Annotated in this window: 31 protein-coding genes; 13 read left to right on the top strand and 18 right to left on the bottom strand. The window is 26.7% G+C overall.

What is annotated here, in order from left to right; genetic code table 11:
* The first annotated feature begins 607 nt into the window (after window positions 1–607).
* Window positions 608–991 (top strand): DUF1499 domain-containing protein, encoded by a 384-nt coding sequence (locus PMT9312_RS05345; RefSeq protein ID WP_011376588.1) that lies wholly within the window; start codon window positions 608–610, stop codon window positions 989–991.
* A gap of 636 nt (window positions 992–1,627) precedes the next feature.
* Here PMT9312_RS05345 and PMT9312_RS05335 read toward each other — a convergent pair.
* The 3 genes from PMT9312_RS05335 to PMT9312_RS05325 form a co-directional block, all read right to left on the bottom strand.
* Window positions 1,628–2,035, bottom strand: a complete 408-nt coding sequence (locus PMT9312_RS05335) for an OsmC family protein (protein ID WP_011376586.1) — start codon at window positions 2,033–2,035, stop codon at window positions 1,628–1,630.
* 135 nt (window positions 2,036–2,170) lie between these two features.
* Window positions 2,171–2,413, bottom strand: coding sequence for a hypothetical protein (locus PMT9312_RS05330; RefSeq protein WP_011376585.1), 243 nt, complete (start codon window positions 2,411–2,413; stop codon window positions 2,171–2,173).
* Window positions 2,414–2,703: 290 nt separating this feature from the next.
* Window positions 2,704–2,910, bottom strand: coding sequence for a hypothetical protein (locus PMT9312_RS05325; protein WP_011376584.1), 207 nt, complete (start codon window positions 2,908–2,910; stop codon window positions 2,704–2,706).
* Window positions 2,911–3,089: 179 nt separating this feature from the next.
* On the opposite strand from PMT9312_RS05325, the gene PMT9312_RS05320 reads away from it, so the two are divergent.
* Together PMT9312_RS05320 and PMT9312_RS09790 are read left to right on the top strand one after the other, a co-directional pair.
* Entirely contained in the window at window positions 3,090–3,464 is a 375-nt protein-coding gene (locus PMT9312_RS05320) for a hypothetical protein (RefSeq protein ID WP_011376583.1), read from the top strand.
* Window positions 3,465–3,560: 96 nt separating this feature from the next.
* Window positions 3,561–3,722 carry a hypothetical protein gene (locus tag PMT9312_RS09790; RefSeq protein ID WP_193741801.1) on the top strand — a complete coding sequence of 54 codons (162 nt, stop codon included), beginning with the start codon at window positions 3,561–3,563 and terminating at the stop codon, window positions 3,720–3,722.
* An 18-nt stretch (window positions 3,723–3,740) separates the two neighbouring features.
* On the opposite strand, the gene PMT9312_RS05315 is transcribed toward PMT9312_RS09790, so the two are convergent.
* The 3 genes from PMT9312_RS05315 to PMT9312_RS05305 all read right to left on the bottom strand — a co-directional run bounded on the left by PMT9312_RS05315 (window position 3,741) and on the right by PMT9312_RS05305 (window position 5,224).
* Window positions 3,741–4,055: a hypothetical protein gene (locus PMT9312_RS05315; protein WP_011376582.1), complete on the bottom strand. Its 315-nt coding sequence runs from the start codon at window positions 4,053–4,055 to the stop codon at window positions 3,741–3,743.
* A 130-nt stretch (window positions 4,056–4,185) separates the two neighbouring features.
* Window positions 4,186–4,956 (bottom strand): PAP/fibrillin family protein, encoded by a 771-nt coding sequence (locus PMT9312_RS05310; protein ID WP_011376581.1) that lies wholly within the window; start codon window positions 4,954–4,956, stop codon window positions 4,186–4,188.
* Between the two features lie 85 nt (window positions 4,957–5,041).
* Window positions 5,042–5,224: a Nif11 family protein gene (locus tag PMT9312_RS05305; RefSeq protein WP_011376580.1), complete on the bottom strand. Its 183-nt coding sequence runs from the start codon at window positions 5,222–5,224 to the stop codon at window positions 5,042–5,044.
* A 237-nt stretch (window positions 5,225–5,461) separates the two neighbouring features.
* Here PMT9312_RS05305 and PMT9312_RS05300 point away from each other — a divergent pair, with 237 nt between their 5' ends.
* Together PMT9312_RS05300 and PMT9312_RS05295 are read left to right on the top strand one after the other, a co-directional pair.
* Window positions 5,462–5,641 (top strand): hypothetical protein, encoded by a 180-nt coding sequence (locus PMT9312_RS05300; RefSeq protein WP_036923932.1) that lies wholly within the window; start codon window positions 5,462–5,464, stop codon window positions 5,639–5,641.
* Window positions 5,642–6,029: 388 nt separating this feature from the next.
* Entirely contained in the window at window positions 6,030–6,209 is a 180-nt protein-coding gene (locus tag PMT9312_RS05295) for a hypothetical protein (RefSeq protein WP_036923929.1), read from the top strand.
* 4 nt (window positions 6,210–6,213) lie between these two features.
* Here PMT9312_RS05295 and PMT9312_RS05290 read toward each other — a convergent pair whose 3' ends face one another.
* Together PMT9312_RS05290 and PMT9312_RS05285 are read right to left on the bottom strand one after the other, a co-directional pair.
* A complete protein-coding gene (locus PMT9312_RS05290) occupies window positions 6,214–6,393 on the bottom strand; it encodes a hypothetical protein (RefSeq protein WP_011863071.1) in 180 nt (59 codons plus the stop codon).
* Window positions 6,394–6,528: 135 nt separating this feature from the next.
* Window positions 6,529–6,813 (bottom strand): DUF1330 domain-containing protein, encoded by a 285-nt coding sequence (locus PMT9312_RS05285; RefSeq protein ID WP_011376579.1) that lies wholly within the window; start codon window positions 6,811–6,813, stop codon window positions 6,529–6,531.
* Between the two features lie 1,007 nt (window positions 6,814–7,820).
* Between PMT9312_RS05285 and PMT9312_RS05275 the strand changes: the two genes are divergently transcribed.
* Window positions 7,821–8,225 carry an MAPEG family protein gene (locus PMT9312_RS05275; protein ID WP_011376577.1) on the top strand — a complete coding sequence of 135 codons (405 nt, stop codon included), beginning with the start codon at window positions 7,821–7,823 and terminating at the stop codon, window positions 8,223–8,225.
* Window positions 8,226–9,029: 804 nt separating this feature from the next.
* Here the strand turns inward: PMT9312_RS05275 and PMT9312_RS05265 are convergent.
* Genes PMT9312_RS05265 through PMT9312_RS05255 form a run of 3 tightly spaced genes read right to left on the bottom strand, consistent with a single transcriptional unit; the run spans window position 9,030 to window position 9,981 of the window.
* Window positions 9,030–9,281: a hypothetical protein gene (locus PMT9312_RS05265; protein ID WP_011818540.1), complete on the bottom strand. Its 252-nt coding sequence runs from the start codon at window positions 9,279–9,281 to the stop codon at window positions 9,030–9,032.
* A 40-nt stretch (window positions 9,282–9,321) separates the two neighbouring features.
* Window positions 9,322–9,519 (bottom strand): hypothetical protein, encoded by a 198-nt coding sequence (locus PMT9312_RS05260; RefSeq protein ID WP_011376575.1) that lies wholly within the window; start codon window positions 9,517–9,519, stop codon window positions 9,322–9,324.
* 42 nt (window positions 9,520–9,561) lie between these two features.
* Entirely contained in the window at window positions 9,562–9,981 is a 420-nt protein-coding gene (locus PMT9312_RS05255) for an acyl-CoA thioesterase (RefSeq protein ID WP_011376574.1), read from the bottom strand.
* Between the two features lie 445 nt (window positions 9,982–10,426).
* Between PMT9312_RS05255 and PMT9312_RS05245 the strand changes: the two genes are divergently transcribed.
* Window positions 10,427–10,666 carry a hypothetical protein gene (locus tag PMT9312_RS05245; RefSeq protein WP_011376572.1) on the top strand — a complete coding sequence of 80 codons (240 nt, stop codon included), beginning with the start codon at window positions 10,427–10,429 and terminating at the stop codon, window positions 10,664–10,666.
* A gap of 44 nt (window positions 10,667–10,710) precedes the next feature.
* Window positions 10,711–10,875 carry a translation initiation factor IF-2 N-terminal domain-containing protein gene (locus PMT9312_RS09785; protein WP_193741800.1) on the top strand — a complete coding sequence of 55 codons (165 nt, stop codon included), beginning with the start codon at window positions 10,711–10,713 and terminating at the stop codon, window positions 10,873–10,875.
* Between the two features lie 25 nt (window positions 10,876–10,900).
* Here the strand turns inward: PMT9312_RS09785 and PMT9312_RS05240 are convergent, their stop codons facing one another.
* Together PMT9312_RS05240 and dusB are read right to left on the bottom strand one after the other, a co-directional pair.
* On the bottom strand, window positions 10,901–11,155 hold the full coding sequence (locus tag PMT9312_RS05240) for a DUF2470 domain-containing protein (RefSeq protein WP_011376571.1): 255 nt from the start codon (window positions 11,153–11,155) through the stop codon (window positions 10,901–10,903).
* 18 nt (window positions 11,156–11,173) lie between these two features.
* Complete coding sequence (dusB, locus tag PMT9312_RS05235) at window positions 11,174–12,181, bottom strand: tRNA dihydrouridine synthase DusB (protein WP_011376570.1); 1,008 nt, start codon at window positions 12,179–12,181, stop codon at window positions 11,174–11,176.
* 170 nt (window positions 12,182–12,351) lie between these two features.
* On the opposite strand from dusB, the gene PMT9312_RS05230 reads away from it, so the two are divergent.
* Together PMT9312_RS05230 and PMT9312_RS05225 are read left to right on the top strand one after the other, a co-directional pair.
* A complete protein-coding gene (locus PMT9312_RS05230) occupies window positions 12,352–12,744 on the top strand; it encodes a hypothetical protein (RefSeq protein ID WP_011376569.1) in 393 nt (130 codons plus the stop codon).
* Between the two features lie 47 nt (window positions 12,745–12,791).
* Complete coding sequence (locus PMT9312_RS05225; RefSeq protein WP_011376568.1) at window positions 12,792–13,466, top strand: hypothetical protein; 675 nt, start codon at window positions 12,792–12,794, stop codon at window positions 13,464–13,466.
* A 131-nt stretch (window positions 13,467–13,597) separates the two neighbouring features.
* On the opposite strand, the gene PMT9312_RS05220 is transcribed toward PMT9312_RS05225, so the two are convergent.
* The gene (locus PMT9312_RS05220) at window positions 13,598–14,077 is read right to left on the bottom strand and encodes a glutathione peroxidase (RefSeq protein ID WP_011376567.1); all 480 of its coding nucleotides are present in this window, start codon (window positions 14,075–14,077) and stop codon (window positions 13,598–13,600) included.
* Window positions 14,078–14,222: 145 nt separating this feature from the next.
* Here PMT9312_RS05220 and PMT9312_RS05215 point away from each other — a divergent pair, with 145 nt between their 5' ends.
* From PMT9312_RS05215 to PMT9312_RS05205, 3 genes are all read left to right on the top strand, one after another.
* Window positions 14,223–14,465, top strand: a complete 243-nt coding sequence (locus PMT9312_RS05215) for a hypothetical protein (protein WP_011376566.1) — start codon at window positions 14,223–14,225, stop codon at window positions 14,463–14,465.
* 12 nt (window positions 14,466–14,477) lie between these two features.
* On the top strand, window positions 14,478–15,653 hold the full coding sequence (gene purT / locus PMT9312_RS05210; protein WP_011376565.1) for a formate-dependent phosphoribosylglycinamide formyltransferase: 1,176 nt from the start codon (window positions 14,478–14,480) through the stop codon (window positions 15,651–15,653).
* Window positions 15,654–15,746: 93 nt separating this feature from the next.
* Window positions 15,747–15,944, top strand: a complete 198-nt coding sequence (locus PMT9312_RS05205; RefSeq protein WP_011376564.1) for a hypothetical protein — start codon at window positions 15,747–15,749, stop codon at window positions 15,942–15,944.
* A gap of 13 nt (window positions 15,945–15,957) precedes the next feature.
* On the opposite strand, the gene PMT9312_RS05200 is transcribed toward PMT9312_RS05205, so the two are convergent.
* From PMT9312_RS05200 to PMT9312_RS05180, 4 genes are all read right to left on the bottom strand, one after another.
* Window positions 15,958–16,119 carry a hypothetical protein gene (locus tag PMT9312_RS05200; protein ID WP_011376563.1) on the bottom strand — a complete coding sequence of 54 codons (162 nt, stop codon included), beginning with the start codon at window positions 16,117–16,119 and terminating at the stop codon, window positions 15,958–15,960.
* A gap of 391 nt (window positions 16,120–16,510) precedes the next feature.
* Window positions 16,511–19,117 carry an aminopeptidase N gene (pepN, locus tag PMT9312_RS05190; protein ID WP_011376562.1) on the bottom strand — a complete coding sequence of 869 codons (2,607 nt, stop codon included), beginning with the start codon at window positions 19,115–19,117 and terminating at the stop codon, window positions 16,511–16,513.
* Window positions 19,118–19,167: 50 nt separating this feature from the next.
* Window positions 19,168–19,452, bottom strand: coding sequence for a hypothetical protein (locus PMT9312_RS05185; protein WP_011376561.1), 285 nt, complete (start codon window positions 19,450–19,452; stop codon window positions 19,168–19,170).
* 151 nt (window positions 19,453–19,603) lie between these two features.
* Window positions 19,604–20,320, bottom strand: a complete 717-nt coding sequence (locus PMT9312_RS05180) for an MBL fold metallo-hydrolase (protein ID WP_011376560.1) — start codon at window positions 20,318–20,320, stop codon at window positions 19,604–19,606.
* Between the last annotated feature and the right edge of the window lie 4 nt (window positions 20,321–20,324).

The following is a 20,324-nucleotide window of genomic DNA, read 5'->3' as shown; positions in this document are numbered from 1 at the left end:
TTATTTTCAATATAAGTAAGCGAATATTTGACAACACCCACTATTACTGAAAAAAGAGCAATTGCCAAAATAATAAAAATGATTTTTTTGTAAATGCTTTTCATGAATTTTTTATGTTCTTGATTATTTTTTTCATCAACGCCCAATTTTTCTGAAAGATTTAAATAATTAGTAATTTATACTGTAGCCTTTTAAATTACCTACGGAGTAAATTAAATACATCAGAAACTCCTCACACACTTTTTTCTGATAACTTTAAAAGTACTCCGACCTCGATGTTTGAGTACTTTTTGTTTTTTTTGCCATGTGACAGTTAAGATAGAGGTCTAAAAGGTATTACGTATCTTATAAATTGATGTGATATTAAATATGTGTGTAGGAGGAATTGATTTATTTCAGTGGAAACAAGGAAACACTTGATTTAAATCAATTTTAAAAAGATCTCTTTATTAGGGATCTTTTTTTTTGAGGATTTTTAGAAATATATAAATACATATTAAATCCTGAATATAATAAACATATATGTTTTCTTCAAAAATAATGAGAAACGTCATTACAAATTAGTAATTTGATTAGTTAGATTATGGATTGTTAAATTCTTCTGTTAATGAAAATACTTTTTCTAGCAATTTTAATTTGTTCAAGCTTTTTATTCCCTTCTTCATCATTTGCCTCACATATAGAATTAATACCTTGTATTGAAGTTGCTCATTGTGTACGAGAAGAATGGGAGGTTAACAATATTGAAGAACCTTTTGAAGAGATTAAAACATTAATCGAGAACACTCCGAGAACAGAGATTGTAGAAATTGATGGCGATTATCTTCATGCTGAGGCTACCAGTAAATGGATGAAGTATGTAGACGACTTAGAAGTATCATTTTTGCCTGAATCAAATATCTTATTAATAAGATCAGAATCAAGAGTTGGAGAAAGTGACTTAGGAGTAAATCAAAAAAGAGTTGATTTACTAAAATCAAAAATCTTTTAGAATAAAATTTGGAAAATTAAATTATGTTTTTATTGTTTTTTGTATAATTTTTCATTTTTTAAAAAAATATCTCATATAAAAAAGTGATAATTGTGAACATGACTTTTTAATGACAAATTTATTAGATTTTCTTTAAAAGATGATTATTAATCTCATATATATATTGTTATCAAGCTTTGTTTTTTATTTGTTTTATAAAAACATTAAAGAAAATGGACTTATATGGATATTTAAAGGTCTATTTCAACTTGGAATATTGATATTATTCATTGGAGGTTTTTTCAAAATACTTTTCACTTTGCCCCCTAATTTATATATAAAAATAATTTTTATTGTTACTTATATATGGTGTACTGTTGGAATAAATGTAAATTTTATGATCCCTTTGATTAGTTTGATTGACAAAAAAATAGTGAAAAAATAAAACTAAAATAAGCTTTTATTCTAATTATATAAATGACTCTATTTTTTAATATTCAACTTTAAAATTAAAAAGCTTTACTTTTTTTGTTTGAAAGTCTTTTTCTTGTATACCTAGTCTTTAATGCTAAATCAGTAATAATATATATTCCAAAAAGCAGAATGATTATTCCAATAATGTATTTCATTAGTTTCTTTAATTATTATTTTTGTGATTTATTTATGATGCCAACTAATTTTAATATCTATTTCTTGAGATAAATTTCTTGTAACTGGACAATCTTGGGAAGCTATTTTCAAGAAATTAATAGTTTCATTAGAAGTGCTTTCTGGTATAAAAATATCTATTATTAGTTTTTTTATCTTTCTTTCGTTATTTTGCGTCATAAGTTTTTCAATATTTAAATATATACCTTCCAAATCAAATCCTTTTGATTTAGCTTTAATTGCCATAATGGTTAGCAGACAAGTACCTAGAGATGTTGCTAATAAATCAGTTGGTGAAAAACTTTCACCTTTGCCAAAGTGATCTAAAGGCGCATCCGTTTTTATAAGACTTCCTGATTGTAGATGAATAGCCTCACAGTTTAAATCTCCCAAATAAGAACATTTGACTTTAGTCATTTTAAAGAAACATTAAATTAGGAAAATTTTATTAATAACAAAATTTATGGAAAAAACCAAGTTAATTTATCAAAAACAAAAGTATTAGATTTATTTTAGTGGTGATTTAAAGAAATTAGTAATTAAAATTTGAAATCAGTTTTTATATCCATATTCCTCTAAGCAATATTCAATTAATTCAATTGATTTATTAAGAGTCCTTTTACTTTTATTTTCTAGATCAAAGCATTCACTTAAAACACGAGTAGATTCATTTAAGATCGATTCTTCTTTATTTTTTAAATCTTTAGCTTGATTTATATAAACTAATTTTTTTATTCCGATAAAGGATAATATGATTATCGATATTGCAAAAATTGCTATTTTTACTTTATTCATACAATTAGTTTTTGAAAATATTTTAATTTATTTAGTATCTAAAATATTCAAAGAATTTAAATAGCAGCGAGAACTAAGTAACTATATAAGTAGCTGCTTGCAATAGCAGTAATTAAAATAAAGATGTAAGGAATAACCTTATAAAGGTACATACATATTATTTTTAAACATAAATGAAACCTTTATATAAATTTTTACATTCCTTTTAAACTTTATAAGTCCTCAAATATACAAATTAATTTTCTTAAGAAAATTAAATCTTTTTAAAGATTCATACATAAATAGTTTATTTATTGAATTTTCATTAAATAAAGTATCTCTAAATCCTGTCTTGAGTCCGATATTTTTCTTTTTAAGAAGTTTAATTCTTCTTGGCTCATTTTTGATTCTTTTATCATTAATTCTGCTTGTTCAATAGCATGTTCTATATTTCTAATTTTAGTTTCTCTTATTGAGATATCATCTTTACATGCTTTTTTAGTATTCGCATCTAACATATGTAATAAAAAAATCACCTTGAATATAATCTAAATTAAAACTTCAGTATGCTACTACCGCAAATTTAATTAAAATAAATTATAAATTTAATAATAACTTTAACCTTAGCTAACCCTCTCTAAAATTAATCGAGTGGTTTTTTTTATGGTGTAATATACTCCTAGCATTTACTACTAATTTGGAAGATTCAAATCTTAATCCTGAGGAAAATAATTCAATCGAATCGTCCTCCAATCTTAATGAAGATAATAAAGATCTTAATGAGGGGAATACAAAAGAAAAGAATGTTAAGGCCTTTACAGAATTCCTAGAGAAAGCAAGTAATCAAGATTCTTCTAAAGAAAAAACTAATCTTGATTCAACTCAACAAAAACTAAACAAAGCTAAATCACTTTTTGAAGGATTTCTTAATAAGGGATTTGATAGCATTTCAACTAATCCAAACCACAAAATGTTGGCATTATTAATAATCCTTTTAATTAATTTGTCTGCATTTCTTTTGATTGGCAATATTGGTAAAGCTTTTTTAAGAAATGCAGGAATTATGGATTAGAAATTATTTCTTTCTTTTTGGATATTCATCTTTACAATATTGATTCTTCTATTGAAACTGTGATAATTTCTTCTCAAATTAATATTTTAATAAAGTTTGGATAATAAAGAGCCTGAAAATCCAGTCGTTTATCTTTCTAATTTAGTTAAGAAGTTAGATGTTAAGAACAGAAATGGATTGGTAGCCTTAGCAATAATAAACCTTTTAGTAATTCTTTTATTTAAATTTTATTTGAAAGGTACTGGATTATTATCTTGAATTTTCTTACTTGTAGTACTATTCCGCATTCTCAAATTGTTTTGCTAATCTAAATGCCTTCTTAATTATTAGAAAGCCACCATATGCTACAGCAAGTAAAGGTAATACTATTAAAGGATTAGGAGAATATTCTGAATAATTTTTTACTCCATCAACATATTCATATCCTGAACATTTCAAAAAGCCAAAGCTAAAAAATGTGAGACTCCAACCTATGATTGATAAACAACCACCTTTTTTATCTCCTTCATAGAATCGGTCTAAACCAAAGCCCCATCCCACTATTAAAAAAATTCCTCTAACAAGTGAATTTTTTTCTTGATTCCTAAGCATAATAAAAATTGTTCACTACGAACATAAACTATTCGTATTTGACACGCGACATGTATTTATTAATAAATCTTTAAAATAAATTTTTTTAGATTTCTTCTGGAAATTACTATGAATATTATTCAACCTTCAATTAATTATCAGATATTGTATTTGGATTCAATAAAGAAATTGAAGGCCTTATATAAATAAAAATAGAGCCATACATATCCTGCATAATTCTCATTTCTTCGTCTAAATATACAATTGATACATGGCAATTTGGTGATTCTTTATTCCAAGGTAATTTATTCCATACATCTTTAACTGGATACCATCTATCCATAAGTAATTCACTAAAGAATGGAATCTTATTAAGTCCATCAACTTTGGAAACTTTTGTCTTTTGTAAGTTCATATCAAGTGAATTATTTTTTAAAACTAAATCACTTGCTAGGGTTATTACTCTTCCACCAAAGGTAGGTAAAAGTTTAAACCAACCTAAGATAGGAATTGTTGTGAGCCCAAATATTGTAGTGTCAAAAGTAGAAATAAATTCTTTATTATCAAAATCAATCTTTTGAGCAATTCTCCCAATAGTAGATATTCCAAATGATCCTACTTGCAATTGATGTAATTTAAAAAAAAGATTACTTTTAAATTCATCATTTAATGCGTTTTCAATAGCAAGGAAGAAAGGAGAACTTCTAAATAATTCAACATTAGAAAAAATCAATTCCCACTCTCCAGATAATGATTTTTCTGATATTTCGAAACTAAGGTTTTTAAGATCATCAATCAATTCCACCATTTCATTGTTTTTTTCCTCATACATAGGAGAAATTAATTTATTTAATCTTTGCCCCCTATCTGTAACAGCGGCTATTTTATATATATTTGACTTTATCTCTGCAATTTCTTTCATAACTCCAATACAAAAAATACTAATTAATCTTAGGAATTTAATTTGAAGTTGATGGCAATTTTAATAATGCTGATAATAAAATCAATTAATATTCTCCCCACCTTTTACCAATATCAAAACCCCATTGAGAGGTTAATTTAATTACTTCATCATGATTTTTGCACTTTGAAAGTAACAACTTTTTACTAGGATTATTTTTAATAAGCTCAGCAATTTGATTTAGTTGTTCTATTTTTTTTAGAAAATTACTTAGATCTTTATCTGACATTTATTTAGGAACTAAATTTTTGATCATAAGTGAATATGTAGTAAAGAATCCACGCAACCCCAATAATCAGAATTGCAATCATTATATTTACTGACCAAACAATTTCTATCATTTTTTATTTATTTATTTTAAATATATCCAAAATATATATTAAATTAACCATTAATAATTAAACTCTCGAATAATACATTAATATTTCTATATGTATAAAATAGGATTAAAATATTTTTAGAAATTATGGGAGAAGCTAAGAGAAGGGAAGAGTTAGGCTTGCCACCTAGAGAAAAGAAAAAGGGGGAGCAAACATCGAAAAATATATTTAATGAAGTTTTGAAAAAATATCCCTATTTACCATTGATTTTAGGCTTTTCATTATTAGCAATATTAATTATCGACTTAGTTAACTACTATAAATAGTTCAAAAAAAGGACTATTTTGTATAAAAAAAGAATTTATTAAACAAGAGATTAAACCAAAGAAAAAAGGTTGGTTTCAATAGGTAAAGGTACTAGAACTCTATTTTGATATTTTTTATACAAAAAATATTTTTAGTAACTTTATAATTTAATTAAGAAATTACTAAAAATGAAACATAGAGAAATCACAAAACAATATAGTGACTTACTAAATAAGGCTGAATATGCTACTGGTCGTAAGGAAGTTGTAGGGCTTTTAAAAAAAGCTGCCAAATTGAAATCTCAGATCGAAATCAATTATTAGAACAAGAAATTATTATAATTCTAAATGTAAAAAATTTTTTAAAAAACTTTTTTACATGAGATAATCTGCATAGATTATTTTTCTTATGAATAAAAAAGGTTATACAACCGAAAGTGGTGGTAGACAGAATGGTTTTGCAATAGAACCAGAAATTAATCCTATATCAGAAAGTGAATCAAAAAAATCTATATTTTTATTTGTTGGAATATTATTACCTTTTTTAATAGGCGGTTTTTATTATTTAAGGACTCTTAATATATTCTGATTTTTTATAAGCCATTTTTAGCAATATATTCTTCTGAACTGACAATATCTTGCATTAAGCTTTCTGATGAAGGATTAAATCCATTTTGCTCTAAAAATGACTTAACCTTTTCGAATTTTTGCTGAATTTTTTTTGTATATGGAGTTGTCATCAAATAATCATCTTTTTCTGTTGAATAGTTCATTTGATTAACTAATTACTTGTACAATCAAATTTTGCAAAATATCTAATTTGTAGTGAAGTTATAAATATTACATAAATAATTTAATAGTAATAAATACTTACAAGATGTTTGCCTGATATCTCTATTGTTTAATTCTTAAAGAGTACTTATAGTAACAAGTTCCATTAAATCCCTGGACTGAAGATATTTTTGAAATACTTCAGAATAAAATGCTTTTTTAGCAGCAAATTTTGATTCAAATTCTATTACTAATCCTAGCTGCCCTCCATCCCATTCATTTGAGGTTGATTCTTGTATCAAATCTCTTTTTACTATAACTCCTCCCACAGATTTAATCCAAGGCAAAACTGTTCTTATATATTCCAGAAATAAATCAGCATTTGGAATTGAAATTTTCTTTAACCAATAGCTCTTTGTCATTGAATCAACACATTCTGGCTAGAATATAGCATACGGAGGTGGGTATTTATCCTTAGCTTTATACTCAGCGGTTATTAAATGGAATTAGAAGATGAATTATTAAATTTTCTTCTAAAAACCCCAAATTCAGAGAAAATCTAAGATATTGCTAATCAACTTGAATTTGATAATAACTTTGCATTCAGCAAAAAGAGAAATGATTTAGAGGGTGTCTGGGAGCTTAGGCGGAGTAGTTCTAATAGTTTTTTTAATATTCTCCTTTTATTAATTTTATTCAATTTCTTGATCCCTTTAATTTAATTGGTCTGAATTAGCTTAAACAAAGAGGAATAAAATTAATTCTTGATCCAAATAAACTTTAAAACAAAATAAATTGGAAAATATTTAAAAGATTCTTTAGGTAATTCATAACTTAAGAATTTTAGTGATTCTTCTAACCAGTATCCAATATCAAATCCAAAAAGAATTTTTTCTGCAATAAACCAAAATTCCTTGTCAAATATGATTCTACAGTTTAAGTAAATATATTCCCAATGAAAGGTATTCCAAAATTGTGTTAAAAATGAGGATAAAATTAGCCAAATTGATACAAACAGAAAACTTTTAATAAATTTATAAAATTTTTTCATCTATCAGCAGCTACTCGATAAAAACTCTATATTTTATTATTATTATTGGGATTAAATTTTATTTCCATAAAATATATCCAAAAAGATATAAAATTATTTATTAGAAATTTAAAATTTTGATGCTAAAAAGAAGTTTTTAGTCTTTTTTTAGATTCTGTGCTTTTAGATTATTATTTTTCAGAAAGAATCCTAAAAACATAAAAGCAAAATATATTAATAAACTGATGCCAGCAATCAAAATAAGCTTTGTACTATCCATAAAATAATTTTTTTAATATAAACTATATCAGTCCTTACGAAGTTTTATCTAAGGTAATGATTTTTATTTATCACGATAGAAAGCTGTAATTATTAAGCTAATAATATTATTTTATTGAAATGCAAGTAGTTTTTGCCTGGAGCCTTTGTCTATCAGTAGGTGTTGTTTTATTATCTATTATTCCATTAACTATAGGAAGAGTTAAAGCAGGATATTCTGTTGAAAATATGTCTGCTCCAAGGGCTTTATTTGACGAATTAACTCCTTTTGGTAAAAGAGCGGTTTGGTGTCATCAAAATTGTTGGGAAAGTATTTCCCTACATGCCCCTGGATGCCTTCTTTGTTTGATTACTTTAACTGACTCTAATATTGCAATTATTGCAGCATTAATTCATCCTATTTTCCGTTTTTTATACATTGGTGCCTATGTATTTAATATCCCAACAGTTAGAGGTTTAATGTGGGCCTCAGGGCTTTTTACAACACTATTGCTTTACAAAGAGGGCTTAACACAATTGATATAAACTATTAAAAAACATACATTTCTAAATCTTTTAATTGATATTCATTGATTAGTTTTACTTTATTTGATTTTTCTAGTTGATGGGCAGACTTTGTAAAGCAAGATTTTGAGAATATTATTGCATGTGTAGCTTTCCAAAATAATTTAATTTAACAGCTGAAAATTCTTGAACCCTTTATTTCCAATAGCTTTTTTATTATCTTTGAATTGAATAAATATTCTCATATGATTTATTGACTCAATTAAGTCAACCCCTTGATCTCCAGTATTAGGTTTTTATTTAACTTCCCAGACATGTTGTTTGAGGATTTTAATGCAATGATTTTTAAATTTAATATCTTTCGTTAATTTTTTTTGAGTAATCATTTTCTAGTAGGTTTAAGCATGATTTCTCTATTTAACTTTATATGAATACAAACCAATCTTAATTTTGAAGATTTCTATTGGATCCAATTATCTCATCATCAATATTAGTATTCTCATTACAATTGCATCTCCACTTGTCGAAAAATAATTCCATATTGCCAAATTTATTTAAAATTCTTTTCCCAAAAAATATTTTATACACTCTTTAAATCACTTGGATCCATTTAATATATTTTTCTCTATAGCTATTTCATCAAGAGGTGGATTGCCAGTCCATTTTTTATAATCCTAGGTACCGTAAGCATCTTTTTCCTTTATCTAATGCGTTCCTTTGAAAATAAAATTTGGTTTCTTTTTAATTTTATAATCACTTACAATTATAAAAATTAAAAAAAATAATTAAAATAAAAATAATTCTTTTAAAATTTTTATTTTGGATCTAAAAAGTTTTTGTTTTTCTAATAACAAAATTATTTTTTGTTATTACTGAAGATTCATTTACTTCAAACCCATTAATTGCTGATATTTCGCCTTTTATTCCTTCTAATGTTAATTGCTCGATAATGCCTTTTATTACTTCATCCTCAACCAATTTCCTATCAATTCTTTCAGGCGTAATATCTGTAAGCCATTTTGAGGTCTTTTTTTTTACAACCTCTGTAGGGTTTGTTATTTTTAAATAGATAGCCATTTTTTTAATCATTCATTTGAATTATAAGCATTAATTCTTGCTAACTTTTATTATTGTCATTACTTTCCCACTCAAGAAATTGAAAAACAAAAATTGCAAAGATAGAGAAAAATATTATAAACAACCCTAACCATCCAATGAATTTGTGCTCTGTAAAAAGATTTGTAAGCATTGATTTTTCTTGATATCTTGATTCCATTTCATATTGGTAAGAATCAATAACTTGTAATATATTCATAATTAATAATTTAATAAATCGTTCAATTAACGGATTATAATTTCAACCGTTTAATTTAATAAACGCTTCTGATAAGAAGTCGGGTCTTTTTCTTATTATAGAAAAATTAAATTTATTTATTAAGACTAAATTGACTTCAGCAATAGTAGAGATTTCATTTTCATTGCTAAGAAATTTTGAAATTACATTAATCTTAGGACTTTTTTTAATATTGAATTCACTCTCGATGGTTATTTTTTCACCAAGAAATAAAGGAGATCTATATTTTATTGAAGTATTGATTAAAGGTAAATCTAAGCCTTTTTTAGTTAGTTCAAAATAACTTATACCTACTTCTAAAAGTGCATTTATTCGGCTTTCTTCAAGCCAATTAAAATATGTACCGTGCCACATTACGCCTGCATGGTCTGCATGTTGAGGTAAAACAATTTTTTCTATTTTCCAAACTGGTTTTGAGTTCATTTTTTATTTAAGAAAATATCTTTATTCAATGAAAAAAGCTAATTCTGATATTGTAGATTAATATTCTTTATTAATATAAGAATCACCAAAACTATATTTATAAATTTATGTTTAATAGTAATAATAGTAGTAGAAAAATTAAGAAGATTTTTCAATGGGAAGAATATTTAAATTGGAAAAAAATGTCAAAAGAACAGAAATTAAATTTCAAGAGGGCCTGCTTATTCCCATTCCTCGTCTATATAGTTTATTTTTTTCTTGATCAGTACTCCTTAGCAATTCTTTTATTACTAGGTCTTTATTTTTTAGTTAGATTTAAAAATAGAAATAAGTTAGGAAGATGAATATTTTTTACATTGATTTATTTAGATTTGTTTTAAAATTATCAAGTTTTTCCAAATAACTTTAATGGGATAAGAAAATAGTATTAGATAAATATGTTTTTATGAAAAGAATTATTTTGTTTTTAGGTGTATTAGTTTTTTCAATATTTTCTAATACGAATAATTTATTAGCAAAAGAAATTGGAAATAATATTAAAGATGATGTTTCTAATGAAATTGAAGAAATTAAGCCTGATAATAACAAAAAAACTAATATTTCTAATTCTTCTGCAGAAGATATATTTGGTGATGAACAAACATTTCCATTTGTTGCAGGTTTAGGAAAAAATGCAGCCCATTGAATTAAATGTTCTTGATAATATAGAAAAAGATATTATTTTTGCTAATGAAAGGTCTTAGGGTCCTAGAGCTTTCTCAAGCGCTTAATGTTGATATCTCCGATTTATTAGCTGTTTGTGCAATTCTAAAAATAAAAGCCACTTCTAGATTAAGCATGCTTTCATTTGAAGAATGTAAAAAGATAACAGATTACTATGAAAATAAAAATTAGATTTTTTTCTTATATAAAATATTTTTTATTTAATATCTTTAATCATTGATACTAAAGTTGAATGAATTTCTTCTTCAGATATTTCATTTTTAAAATTGATAATTGCTGACTGGCCATCGTAATTTATTTTTATATAACTGTTATTAATTTCTTCCATATAAGCATTCTCAAAGCTTGATATCTGCCCATAATGAATAAGATATTTGTGAACTGAATCAATATGATCATTGTTCATATGATCACAAACTCTTTTACTTGTTTCTTTACTAATTATTTTCATTGGAAGAATAATGTTGTTTTAAGCTAATCTATTTTTTTCTTTATTCAAAGTTTTAATCATTTTATTTATTAAATTTTTAACTTCATTTTTATCAACAGCTCTAACCAGGTTATTTCGCAAATTTGATGCACCCTTAAAATCTTTGCATGTCCATGAAATATGCTTCCTAGCAATTAGCAAACCGTGATCTCCTTTTTCTTTTATTAATTCATCAAGGTGCTCAATAATTAAATATAGTTTTTCTTCTGCGTTTGGTTCTTTAAAATTTTTATTTTCTTTAATGGCATAATCTATTTCTCCTAATTTCCATGGAGATCCTAAAATCCCTCGTCCAATCATTACACCATCTGCATTTGTTTTATTTAAACAATTAAGAGCGTCATCTGGATTTTTGATATCTCCATTAGCAATTACTGGAATTTCCAATAACTTTTTAAGTCTCCCGATCATTTCCCAATCTGATTTACCTGAAAAACCTTGTTTTCTAGTTCTTCCATGAAGTGTGATCATTGTTGCTCCCGCATCTTGAAGCTTAAATAAAAAATCTTCTATATTTTCTTCTTTACTATCCCATCCGAGTCGAGTTTTTACTGTAACTGGAATTTTTACAGCTTTTACGACATTTTTGACTAATTCTATAGCAAGTTTACGGTCTTTAATTAAGGCACTGCCTCCACCTTTCTTTGCAATCTTTTTTACTGGACATCCCATATTTATATCAATTAAGAAAGCTCCAGAGTCCTCAGCTTGTTTAGCGGCTTCAGAAACAGCATATGGTCTATTATCAAATATTTGAACTCCTACTGGACCTTCTTCTAAATTTATTTGATTGATTTTTTGTGTTCCAAATCCTTTTTTAAGACTCGTGGCATTTATCATTTCTGTAAAAAGTAAAGAGTTAGGAGCCCATTTACGAACAAGTCGCCTAAAAATGTTATCTGTAACCCCTGCTAAGGGCGATAGCATCACCTTACTCTTAATTATCCTGTTAACTCCCCTTCCTTTTATCTTTATATCTGAAGACATATTATTTTAAATATTTTTTAATTTATTATAAATTCTGAAATGGAGTTTACTCTATCTTTATTATTTTATATATTTAATTTTTTGATAAGTGATTTTATTTAAATAGGCCTAATTCATTACTTTTTTTGCTAGTTTATATTGAATACATTTTAAAAAAGGAAATTATTTTATTGTTTATTTTAATATCTATTATACTACCAATAATCATTTTTATTGCTCCAATAAATGTAAATGCGATCCAAGGTAATTTAGATTTATCAAGTGCTCAGACATCTGTAGGTAAAAGATTTGCCAAAGTTTTTTGTGATGCTAAAAGGCAAGGATTAGATTCTGAATTTGCAAGTGAATATGCCTTAAATAATACATATTTGAAATTTGTTACTTTCCCTGATGACGATGAATATTTGGAAAATTTGTGGGGTTTTACTCATAACAATATATTAGATAATTGTGCGGAATTTGTAGATATAAATGATTTAAAAGATCTAGAAATATTCTTTAAAGAAGAGGGGATAATTGCATCAAATAGGGATCTTTATTTACCAACTTTTGAGAATAATTAGATTTAATATTAAGCATGTACTAAAATATAATTAGAATATGGAAATTTATGAAACTATTAGGTTTAAATTCACCTGAAATATTCATAATTTTAGTTGTTTTACTATCAATTTTAGGTCCAAAAAGAATTGAAAAAGGTACCTTGTTATTCAAAAAGTTATTAAAATTCCTATTAACTAAAGAAGAAAATCAAACTTTAGAAAATTCAGAATTAAAAGCAGAGGAAGCAGAAGAAAGTGAGGTTAAGGAAGAAGCAAAAGAGGCAGAGGTAAAAGCAGAAGCAGAGGAAGCAGAAGAAAGTGAGGTTAAGGAAGAAGCAAAAGAGGCAGAGGTAAAAGCAGAAGCAGAGGAAGCAGAAGAAAGTGAGGTTAAGGAAGAAGCAAAAGAGGCAGAGGTAAAAGCAGAAGCAGAGGAAGCAGAAGAAAGTGAGGTTAAGGAAGAAGCAAAAGAGGCAGAGGTAAAAGCAGAAGCAGAGGAAGCAGAAGAAAGTGAGGTTAAGGAAGAAGCAAAAGAGGCAGAGGTAAAAGCAGAAGCAGAGGAAGCAGAAGAAAGTGAGGTTAAGGAAGAAGCAAAAGAGGCAGAGGTAAAAGCAGAAGCAGAGGAAGCAGAAGAAAGTGAGGTTAAGGAAGAAGCAAAAGAGGCAGAGGTAAAATCAATTAAACCAAAAAAAAGTCTAGCTAAAGATGAAATAATAGACGTAGAAGTTAATTCTGATAAAAAATAAGAAGTTAAATTAAAAATTATTTAGACAAGTTTTTATTCCAAAATTTATTTCGACAAAATTTTTGTCTATCTTTTGATTCAATATAAAGTTTGTTTGATTTAATATTTTTCTAGTAAATTATAAGGAAATTTTTATGAATCTAAAGCTACTTCAATAGCTGCTATTAAGTTTTCATCAAATGGTTTAACACTTGGCTTGAATCTTGCAATTACTTTACAATCTTTTCCTATTAGAAACTTCTCGAAATTCCATTCAACGTCTCCCTCTGGTTCAACTTTATTAAGCGTTGTATATGGTTCTGTGGTATCACCTTTTGCATGAACTTTTTCATAGATTTCAAACTTAACTCCATATTTTGTGGTACAAAAATCTTTTATTTCTGAAAGTGAGCCTGGTTCTTGTTTACCAAAATCATTACATGGGAATGCAAGTATTCTTAGCCCTTTGCTTGAATATAAATCATGAAGCTTTTGAAGATCCTCATACTGAGCAGTATTCCCACAATAACTAGCTACGTTAACCACTAAAATTACTTCCCCTGAGTATTGACCAAGTTTTATAGATGATCCATCTGCTGAAAAAACAGTAGTATTTTGTACGTCAACTTGCATGTCTTAAAAAAATCACCCTTTGAAGATAACATTGTATAGCGTTTTTTGTGTTTAAAATATTCAATATTTTGTGTTATTTCTTTTGTAAGTTTTAAGTTTTAATTTCTTTAAGCCTTTATAATTATTATTATTTAACAGTTTAAATTTGGACCCTTTAGACCCACTTACTGAAATTATTAATTCCGGTCAAGGTTTTTCACCTGCAATTGCTTTAGAACGAATTATTTGGGCAATGATTGGAGTCTTCTTTTTTGGTGCAATTTCAATATCAATGACTAATAGTATGCGAAGTAAGAATTTGTTGGGTACGAAATCTTTATTTAGTTTCTCTAAAGATAAAGAAAATAGAGATGATTCAACTAGTCAGCTTTCTGATGATGATGAATAATACTTTATAAATATGAATGATTCAGTTTTTTCTAAAAAAAGAATTTTATTACTTGGTAGTGGCGAGCTTGGGAAGGAATTAGTAATAGAATCCAAAAGATTAGGATTAGAAGTTATTGCTATTGATCGATATGAGAAAGCACCGGCAATGCAAGTCGCTGATTATTCAAAAGTAATTGATATGGGAGATAAAAATATTTTAAAAAATTCTATAAAAGAATTTACTCCCGACTTTGTTGTCCCTGAAATAGAGGCACTTTCAATTGAAGCCTTAAAAGAATTAGAGGATGAAGGTTTCAAGATTGTCCCAAATGCTAGAACTGTAGAAATAACAATGAATAGAGATAAAATTAGAGAATTGGTTTCTAGAGATTTAAAAATAAAAACTGCAAATTATGATTATATTTATAAATTTGAGGACCTAGAAAAAAAAGCAGATGAAATTGGATTTCCACTTTTACTTAAGCCTTTAATGAGCTCTTCAGGTAAGGGACAAAGTTTGGTTGGATCAAAAAATGATTTAAATCAAGCCTGGAGTCAGGCACAAGCAAATTCTAGAGGCCAAGTTAAAGGGGTAATTATTGAAGAATTTATTAATTTTGATTTTGAGTTTACTCTTTTAACTGTAAGAAAAAACAACGGTGAAAATATTTTTTGTTTACCAATCGGACATCTTCAATCTAATGGAGATTATCAATGCAGTTGGCATCCTTTGGAGATTAATCAATCCTTAATTAGTGAAGCCAAGAAAATGACAACTAAAATTTTAAATAATCTAAATGGATCTGGATTATACGGTGTAGAGTTTTTTGTTAAAGAAAATGAGGTTATATTTTCAGAATTATCTCCACGACCTCATGACACTGGTATGGTTACATTAGTTAGTCAAAATATTAATGAATTTGAATTACATTTAAGGGCTTTTTTAAATTTACCTATACCCCATATAAATCTAATAGAACCCTCTGCAACCAGAGTTATACTTTCCGACCAAGAGCATATGAATCCTATTTATGAAGGTCTTAATGAAGCATTAGAAGTTGAAAATACTAAAGTACTCATATTTGGCAAGCCAATCTCCAGGAAAGGCAGAAGAATGGGAGTTGTTCTTTCATCAAATTCAGACATTAATTTGGCTAGGAAAAATGCTGATGAAGCTGCTCGTAAAATAAAAGTCAGCTCTAAATAAATATTAAGAAAACATAACGAAAAAAATACTTATTTCCTTTGTTTTTGTTTATTCTTTCTCTGAGTATTATCAATAATAGATCTTTTAATCTAAATGATAGAAAATTATAAGGGTTGGGATATAACTTTAAATTGTGATACTGAAGGTTATCTCTTAAAAAATACTAGTAAAAGTTTTTATAATAGAAAAGTAAAATGGAAAGGTGTTCACTTAAATGGTGATAAAGTATATGGCTCTTCTCTTAAAGAAATAAGACATATTATTGATTATCCTGGTTTGCATAAAAAGTAGGTTAAAGGATTCTTTAATTATCCTGATTATTATCATTATCTTCAATTAGTTCCTTAGCAATTTTATTTAAATCTCCCTTAATTGAGATCCATGTAAAAGAAATTAAAAAAATCGAAGCAGTTATTGCAACAGTGATTTTTTCAATAGGAGACAATCCAAGTGCAATAGCAAACATATGAAACCAAATATTAATCTTTTATTATATTGAATTTTATAAAATAGTTTAATTCAATTTTGTTTTTGAAATGATATTTAATTATTCAAAATAATAAAAATAAGAATTAAATTACTTTTTTATTTCTGGTTTCAACTTTATTCAGTAAAATTAAATTATGGAAAAAAAAAAGTGCTCCCAATGTAAAAATTTAATTTTACTTACATCTCCAACATGTTTATATTGTGGCAGACCTAATAAATTTATAACTAAGGAATACGTCAATAAAAAGTGGAATAAAGATCATAATAAAAATTTATTTAAAGATATTTTTATTAATAAATATCTTGTATTTATTTTCTTACTTATAATTACAATTTCTATTATTATATTTAATTAAATATAAAGACATCTACTCTATTATCGCATCTAAAACTTCTTTAGTATTTGTTGAAAGTTTATTTCTTTTGATCTGTTTAATAGTTTCAATCATATTACTTTTGTATGGTTCTGAATAATAATTGTATCTACTAAATACCTTCACAAAACGGGAAATTACGATTGGATTTAATTTATCAAAGTGAGTTATCTTTTTTGCAATATATTTATAACCAGATCCATCCATTGCATGAAAAATACTATTTCTTGTTACGAAAGTATTTAATATTGCTCTTAATGTGTTTGGTGATTTTGAATCAAAAAACTTATTTTCAAATAATTTTTCAATGCTACTTGTTTTTCCATTAATTTCTATAGATGCATTGAATGCAAACCAACTATCCAACACTAAACAATTATTATTCCATTTATTGAAAAATATCTTTGATATTATTTTTCTCTCAGGACAATCAATCCTACTAAAAGAATTCAATGCAGCTTTTGCTAGCGTCATCGAAGTACCATCGACATAATTAATTATTTTGTTTTTTATTTCCTCATCATTACTGTGCAAAAGAAGTTTCCATATAGTTTCGATTAACTTCCTTTCATGTTTTCCTTCAGGCCAAACTTTATCTAGATTTTTTTCTATTTCTTGGAGCTTAAAATATAATTCCTTTTTTAATCGGGTACCGAATAAATAATTTAGTTCATCAATAGTTTTATATATTTTTAAAGGATCTATATTTATCATTTCTGATTCAATTTCAGCAAAAGTCGGAATACTTAGTAATTCTGATAAAAGAGATAAATTAATATCTCTATTGTTTATAAATGATATTAAGGTGCTTATTAATTTATTTTCGATTTTAAAATCTGGTTTATCATTTAATCTGCATGCAATAATATTTTTATAGAATACTTTTACTGTATTAGATATAATAAAATAATCTTTTTCGTATTTTAAGATTAAAAATTCTTCATCCAAGGTGGTATCTGATCCCCACTCTACAGGTGAAGAAAATTCTCGAAAATAAGTTACCAAAGGTATTGGGAACTGAGATCTTACATTCCTAAAAATAAATTCTTGTTTTTTGGATTTTAGAACGACTGTTTTTTTTATTGTTTTATTTTCATCGCAAAATATAGCTAAATTTATAGGGATTATTAGAGGTAAATCATTATTTGGGTTATTCTTTATGGGATTACTTTGAGAGGCTTGAATTGTAAGTTTTTTGTCTGTTTGATCCCAGATTCTCTTAAAGTTAACTTTTGGTGTGCCATTTTGCTTGTACCAGACTATAAATTCTTCAGGATCAATTTCCTTATTGTTCTCTAATATTTTATCGACAAATTGTTCTATTGTTGCTGCCTTACCATCATAAGTTGAGATGTAATTACTAAATCCTTTATAAAAATTTTTTTCTTTTACAAGATTATTAAGCATTCTAATTATTTCAGAACCTTTTTCGTATATTGTGGTCGTATAGAAATTGTCTATTTCTTGATATTTTTCTGGCATAACAGGATGTGATGTTGGACCGGAATCTTCCCTAAATTGATTTCTTCTAAGAAATTTTGCATCCTCAAGTCTCTTTATTTCATGATTATGAAGGTCTGCAGTGAATTGTTGATCTCTAAATACTGTTAAACCCTCTTTTAGAGATAATTGAAACCAATCTCTACATGTCACTCTATTACCAGTCCAATTATGGAAGTATTCATGAGCGATCACCCCTTCTATTCTTTCTAATTCTTCATCAGTTGTTGTTTCAGAATCAGCGAGTATTAGTTTTGAGTTAAAAATATTGAGACTTTTATTTTCCATGGCTCCCATATTAAAGTGCCTAACTGCAACTATATTGAATAATGATAAATCGTATTCAAGGTTATATTTGTCCTCATCCCATTTCATTGATTTCTTTAATGAACTTATAGCATGTTGAACATATTTTTCATCGCCATCTTCGACATATATATTTATTTTTACTTTTTTATTTGATTTTGTTATGAAATAGTCTCTTACACAATTAAGTTTCCCTGCCACCAATGCAAATAGATATGATGGTTTAGGATATGGGTCTTCCCAAATTATTTCATGTCGATTATTTGTAAGTTTATTTTCTTTCACGACGTTACCATTTGAAAGTAATATTGGATAATCATTCTTGTCAGCCTCAATCCTCACTGTGTATTTGCTTAGAATATCTGGTCTATCAGAGTGGTAACTTATCCTTCTAAATCCTTCTGCCTCGCATTGCGTAGTTATTATTCCATTGCTCTCATACATTCCTAAAAGGGATGTATTTTCCTTTGGTTTAATTATTCCTTCGATTTTTAATGAAAAACTATCTTTATTTATATTTTTAATTTCTAAATTATTTTTTTGCTGTTTATAATTTTTCTCCTCTAAAAGAGAGTCATCTATGTATATTTTTTTAATTAATATATCGATACCATCAAGAATAAGATTTTTAGTATTCTTATTGTTTTTTACCAATCTAAGTGTTGTTTTAACATTAACTGAATTTTTCTTTATTACGAAGTCCAAAAAAATTTCAGGTATTTCATAATCAAATACTTTATAATCTTCAAGTTTTACATATCTTGAAATTTTCTTTTCACTTATTGGTTTGTTCATCTTTATTAAAAGTTTCAGGAATTGAATAATCTAGGATACTTGTCTTGAAATTATAAGTTCGACTTATTATCTTCACATTCACAAAGATGTGTTTTTATCTCCCCAGAAGGAAGTAGTTCATTTAATGATGGATTATTCATATTAGGAAAACCATCTTTATTTAATTGGTATCTCCATTCCCATTTTCTGTCTGTAAATGAAATATAATCTTTCCTTAGAGAGTAAGGAAGCATAAGATTTTTTTTATTCCAATTTATATTGATAAATGCACCTGGCTTTAACTCAGATATCTTTTTTATTATGGTGAAGTCACCATTAATATTATTTCTAATCACAAGATTAAGCTTTGCATTGTCACAAAAATAACTTGTATTTAGAACTAAAAAAAGTATTGAGGTATATAAAAATGAATGAATTTTTGTACTCCTTTATAAATTGAATTTACGTTGATTCTAAATGAGAAATTTAAGGATTTTTAAGATCAATTTAAATCATAATAGATTGCATACTCTCTAAATTAATAAGATTACAATTCAATTCTTCTTTATAATCTTGTACTGAAATAAAGTTATTTAAAAAACCTGAATATTTTGCATCCCCCCCAACGGTACTTGAGAGTATAAATTTCGGATTAAATTTATTAATCAATTTAGGTATTACCTCTGCACCTTTTACAAAAGAACCTACTAAGGGTAATTCTAAATTTTTTGTAGGTGTTATTACTGCATCAAGATTTTGTTTGTCTAAATTTTCATCAAGATATCCATGGGGTTCTATATAAAAGCTATTATCTTCATCGTCTCTAACAATATATCCATTTTCTATTTGTGGGACTGGAGCCCCAGCAGTAGCTTCAAAACTTAAATTAAATTGTTGAGTTTTTTCATTCGGCTTTAGAATCGCAATTGAAGTAAAACCAATTTTTTCTAATATTCCACTAGCACTTCTAGGACAAATTATGGGAATATCCTTTCTAAACATTTCTAATGTAGGAATATGACAGTGGTCAGGTAATCCTTGGGTTAATAAAATGATATCTACATCTTTATTGATCGAAATATCTTGTTCTAATGAGCCTTTGAAAAACCATTCTCCAGGTGGAAAAATTAAATCTCCTTTGAGCCAAGGATCAATAATTAAATTAGTTTTTTTAAAATTTATAAACCAACCATTTGATCCAAGGTAGGTCGCCTCAAAAGTCATTATC

This window comes from Prochlorococcus marinus str. MIT 9312, from assembly GCF_000012645.1.
GTDB lineage: Bacteria > Cyanobacteriota > Cyanobacteriia > PCC-6307 > Cyanobiaceae > Prochlorococcus_A > Prochlorococcus_A marinus_L.
This window is presented reverse-complemented; position numbering and strand designations above follow the sequence as displayed.

Bases quoted from the DNA above. Each gene is read 5' to 3' on its own strand.
- PMT9312_RS05345 (WP_011376588.1), top strand. From the start codon at position 608: ATGAAAATACTTTTTCTAGCAATTTTAATTTGTTCAAGCTTTTTATTC.
- PMT9312_RS05335 (WP_011376586.1), bottom strand. From the start codon at position 2,035: ATGACTAAAGTCAAATGTTCTTATTTGGGAGATTTAAACTGTGAGGCT.
- PMT9312_RS05330 (WP_011376585.1), bottom strand. From the start codon at position 2,413: ATGAATAAAGTAAAAATAGCAATTTTTGCAATATCGATAATCATATTA.
- PMT9312_RS05325 (WP_011376584.1), bottom strand. From the start codon at position 2,910: ATGTTAGATGCGAATACTAAAAAAGCATGTAAAGATGATATCTCAATA.
- PMT9312_RS05315 (WP_011376582.1), bottom strand. From the start codon at position 4,055: ATGCTTAGGAATCAAGAAAAAAATTCACTTGTTAGAGGAATTTTTTTA.
- PMT9312_RS05310 (WP_011376581.1), bottom strand. From the start codon at position 4,956: ATGAAAGAAATTGCAGAGATAAAGTCAAATATATATAAAATAGCCGCT.
- PMT9312_RS05305 (WP_011376580.1), bottom strand. From the start codon at position 5,224: ATGTCAGATAAAGATCTAAGTAATTTTCTAAAAAAAATAGAACAACTA.
- PMT9312_RS05300 (WP_036923932.1), top strand. From the start codon at position 5,462: ATGGGAGAAGCTAAGAGAAGGGAAGAGTTAGGCTTGCCACCTAGAGAA.
- PMT9312_RS05295 (WP_036923929.1), top strand. From the start codon at position 6,030: ATGAATAAAAAAGGTTATACAACCGAAAGTGGTGGTAGACAGAATGGT.
- PMT9312_RS05290 (WP_011863071.1), bottom strand. From the start codon at position 6,393: ATGAACTATTCAACAGAAAAAGATGATTATTTGATGACAACTCCATAT.
- PMT9312_RS05285 (WP_011376579.1), bottom strand. From the start codon at position 6,813: ATGACAAAGAGCTATTGGTTAAAGAAAATTTCAATTCCAAATGCTGAT.
- PMT9312_RS05275 (WP_011376577.1), top strand. From the start codon at position 7,821: ATGCAAGTAGTTTTTGCCTGGAGCCTTTGTCTATCAGTAGGTGTTGTT.
- PMT9312_RS05265 (WP_011818540.1), bottom strand. From the start codon at position 9,281: ATGGCTATCTATTTAAAAATAACAAACCCTACAGAGGTTGTAAAAAAA.
- PMT9312_RS05260 (WP_011376575.1), bottom strand. From the start codon at position 9,519: ATGAATATATTACAAGTTATTGATTCTTACCAATATGAAATGGAATCA.
- PMT9312_RS05255 (WP_011376574.1), bottom strand. From the start codon at position 9,981: ATGAACTCAAAACCAGTTTGGAAAATAGAAAAAATTGTTTTACCTCAA.
- PMT9312_RS05245 (WP_011376572.1), top strand. From the start codon at position 10,427: ATGAAAAGAATTATTTTGTTTTTAGGTGTATTAGTTTTTTCAATATTT.
- PMT9312_RS09785 (WP_193741800.1), top strand. From the start codon at position 10,711: ATGAAAGGTCTTAGGGTCCTAGAGCTTTCTCAAGCGCTTAATGTTGAT.
- PMT9312_RS05240 (WP_011376571.1), bottom strand. From the start codon at position 11,155: ATGAAAATAATTAGTAAAGAAACAAGTAAAAGAGTTTGTGATCATATG.
- dusB (WP_011376570.1), bottom strand. From the start codon at position 12,181: ATGTCTTCAGATATAAAGATAAAAGGAAGGGGAGTTAACAGGATAATT.
- PMT9312_RS05225 (WP_011376568.1), top strand. From the start codon at position 12,792: ATGAAACTATTAGGTTTAAATTCACCTGAAATATTCATAATTTTAGTT.
- PMT9312_RS05220 (WP_011376567.1), bottom strand. From the start codon at position 14,077: ATGCAAGTTGACGTACAAAATACTACTGTTTTTTCAGCAGATGGATCA.
- purT (WP_011376565.1), top strand. From the start codon at position 14,478: ATGAATGATTCAGTTTTTTCTAAAAAAAGAATTTTATTACTTGGTAGT.
- PMT9312_RS05205 (WP_011376564.1), top strand. From the start codon at position 15,747: ATGATAGAAAATTATAAGGGTTGGGATATAACTTTAAATTGTGATACT.
- PMT9312_RS05200 (WP_011376563.1), bottom strand. From the start codon at position 16,119: ATGTTTGCTATTGCACTTGGATTGTCTCCTATTGAAAAAATCACTGTT.
- pepN (WP_011376562.1), bottom strand. From the start codon at position 19,117: ATGAACAAACCAATAAGTGAAAAGAAAATTTCAAGATATGTAAAACTT.
- PMT9312_RS05180 (WP_011376560.1), bottom strand. From the start codon at position 20,320: ATGACTTTTGAGGCGACCTACCTTGGATCAAATGGTTGGTTTATAAAT.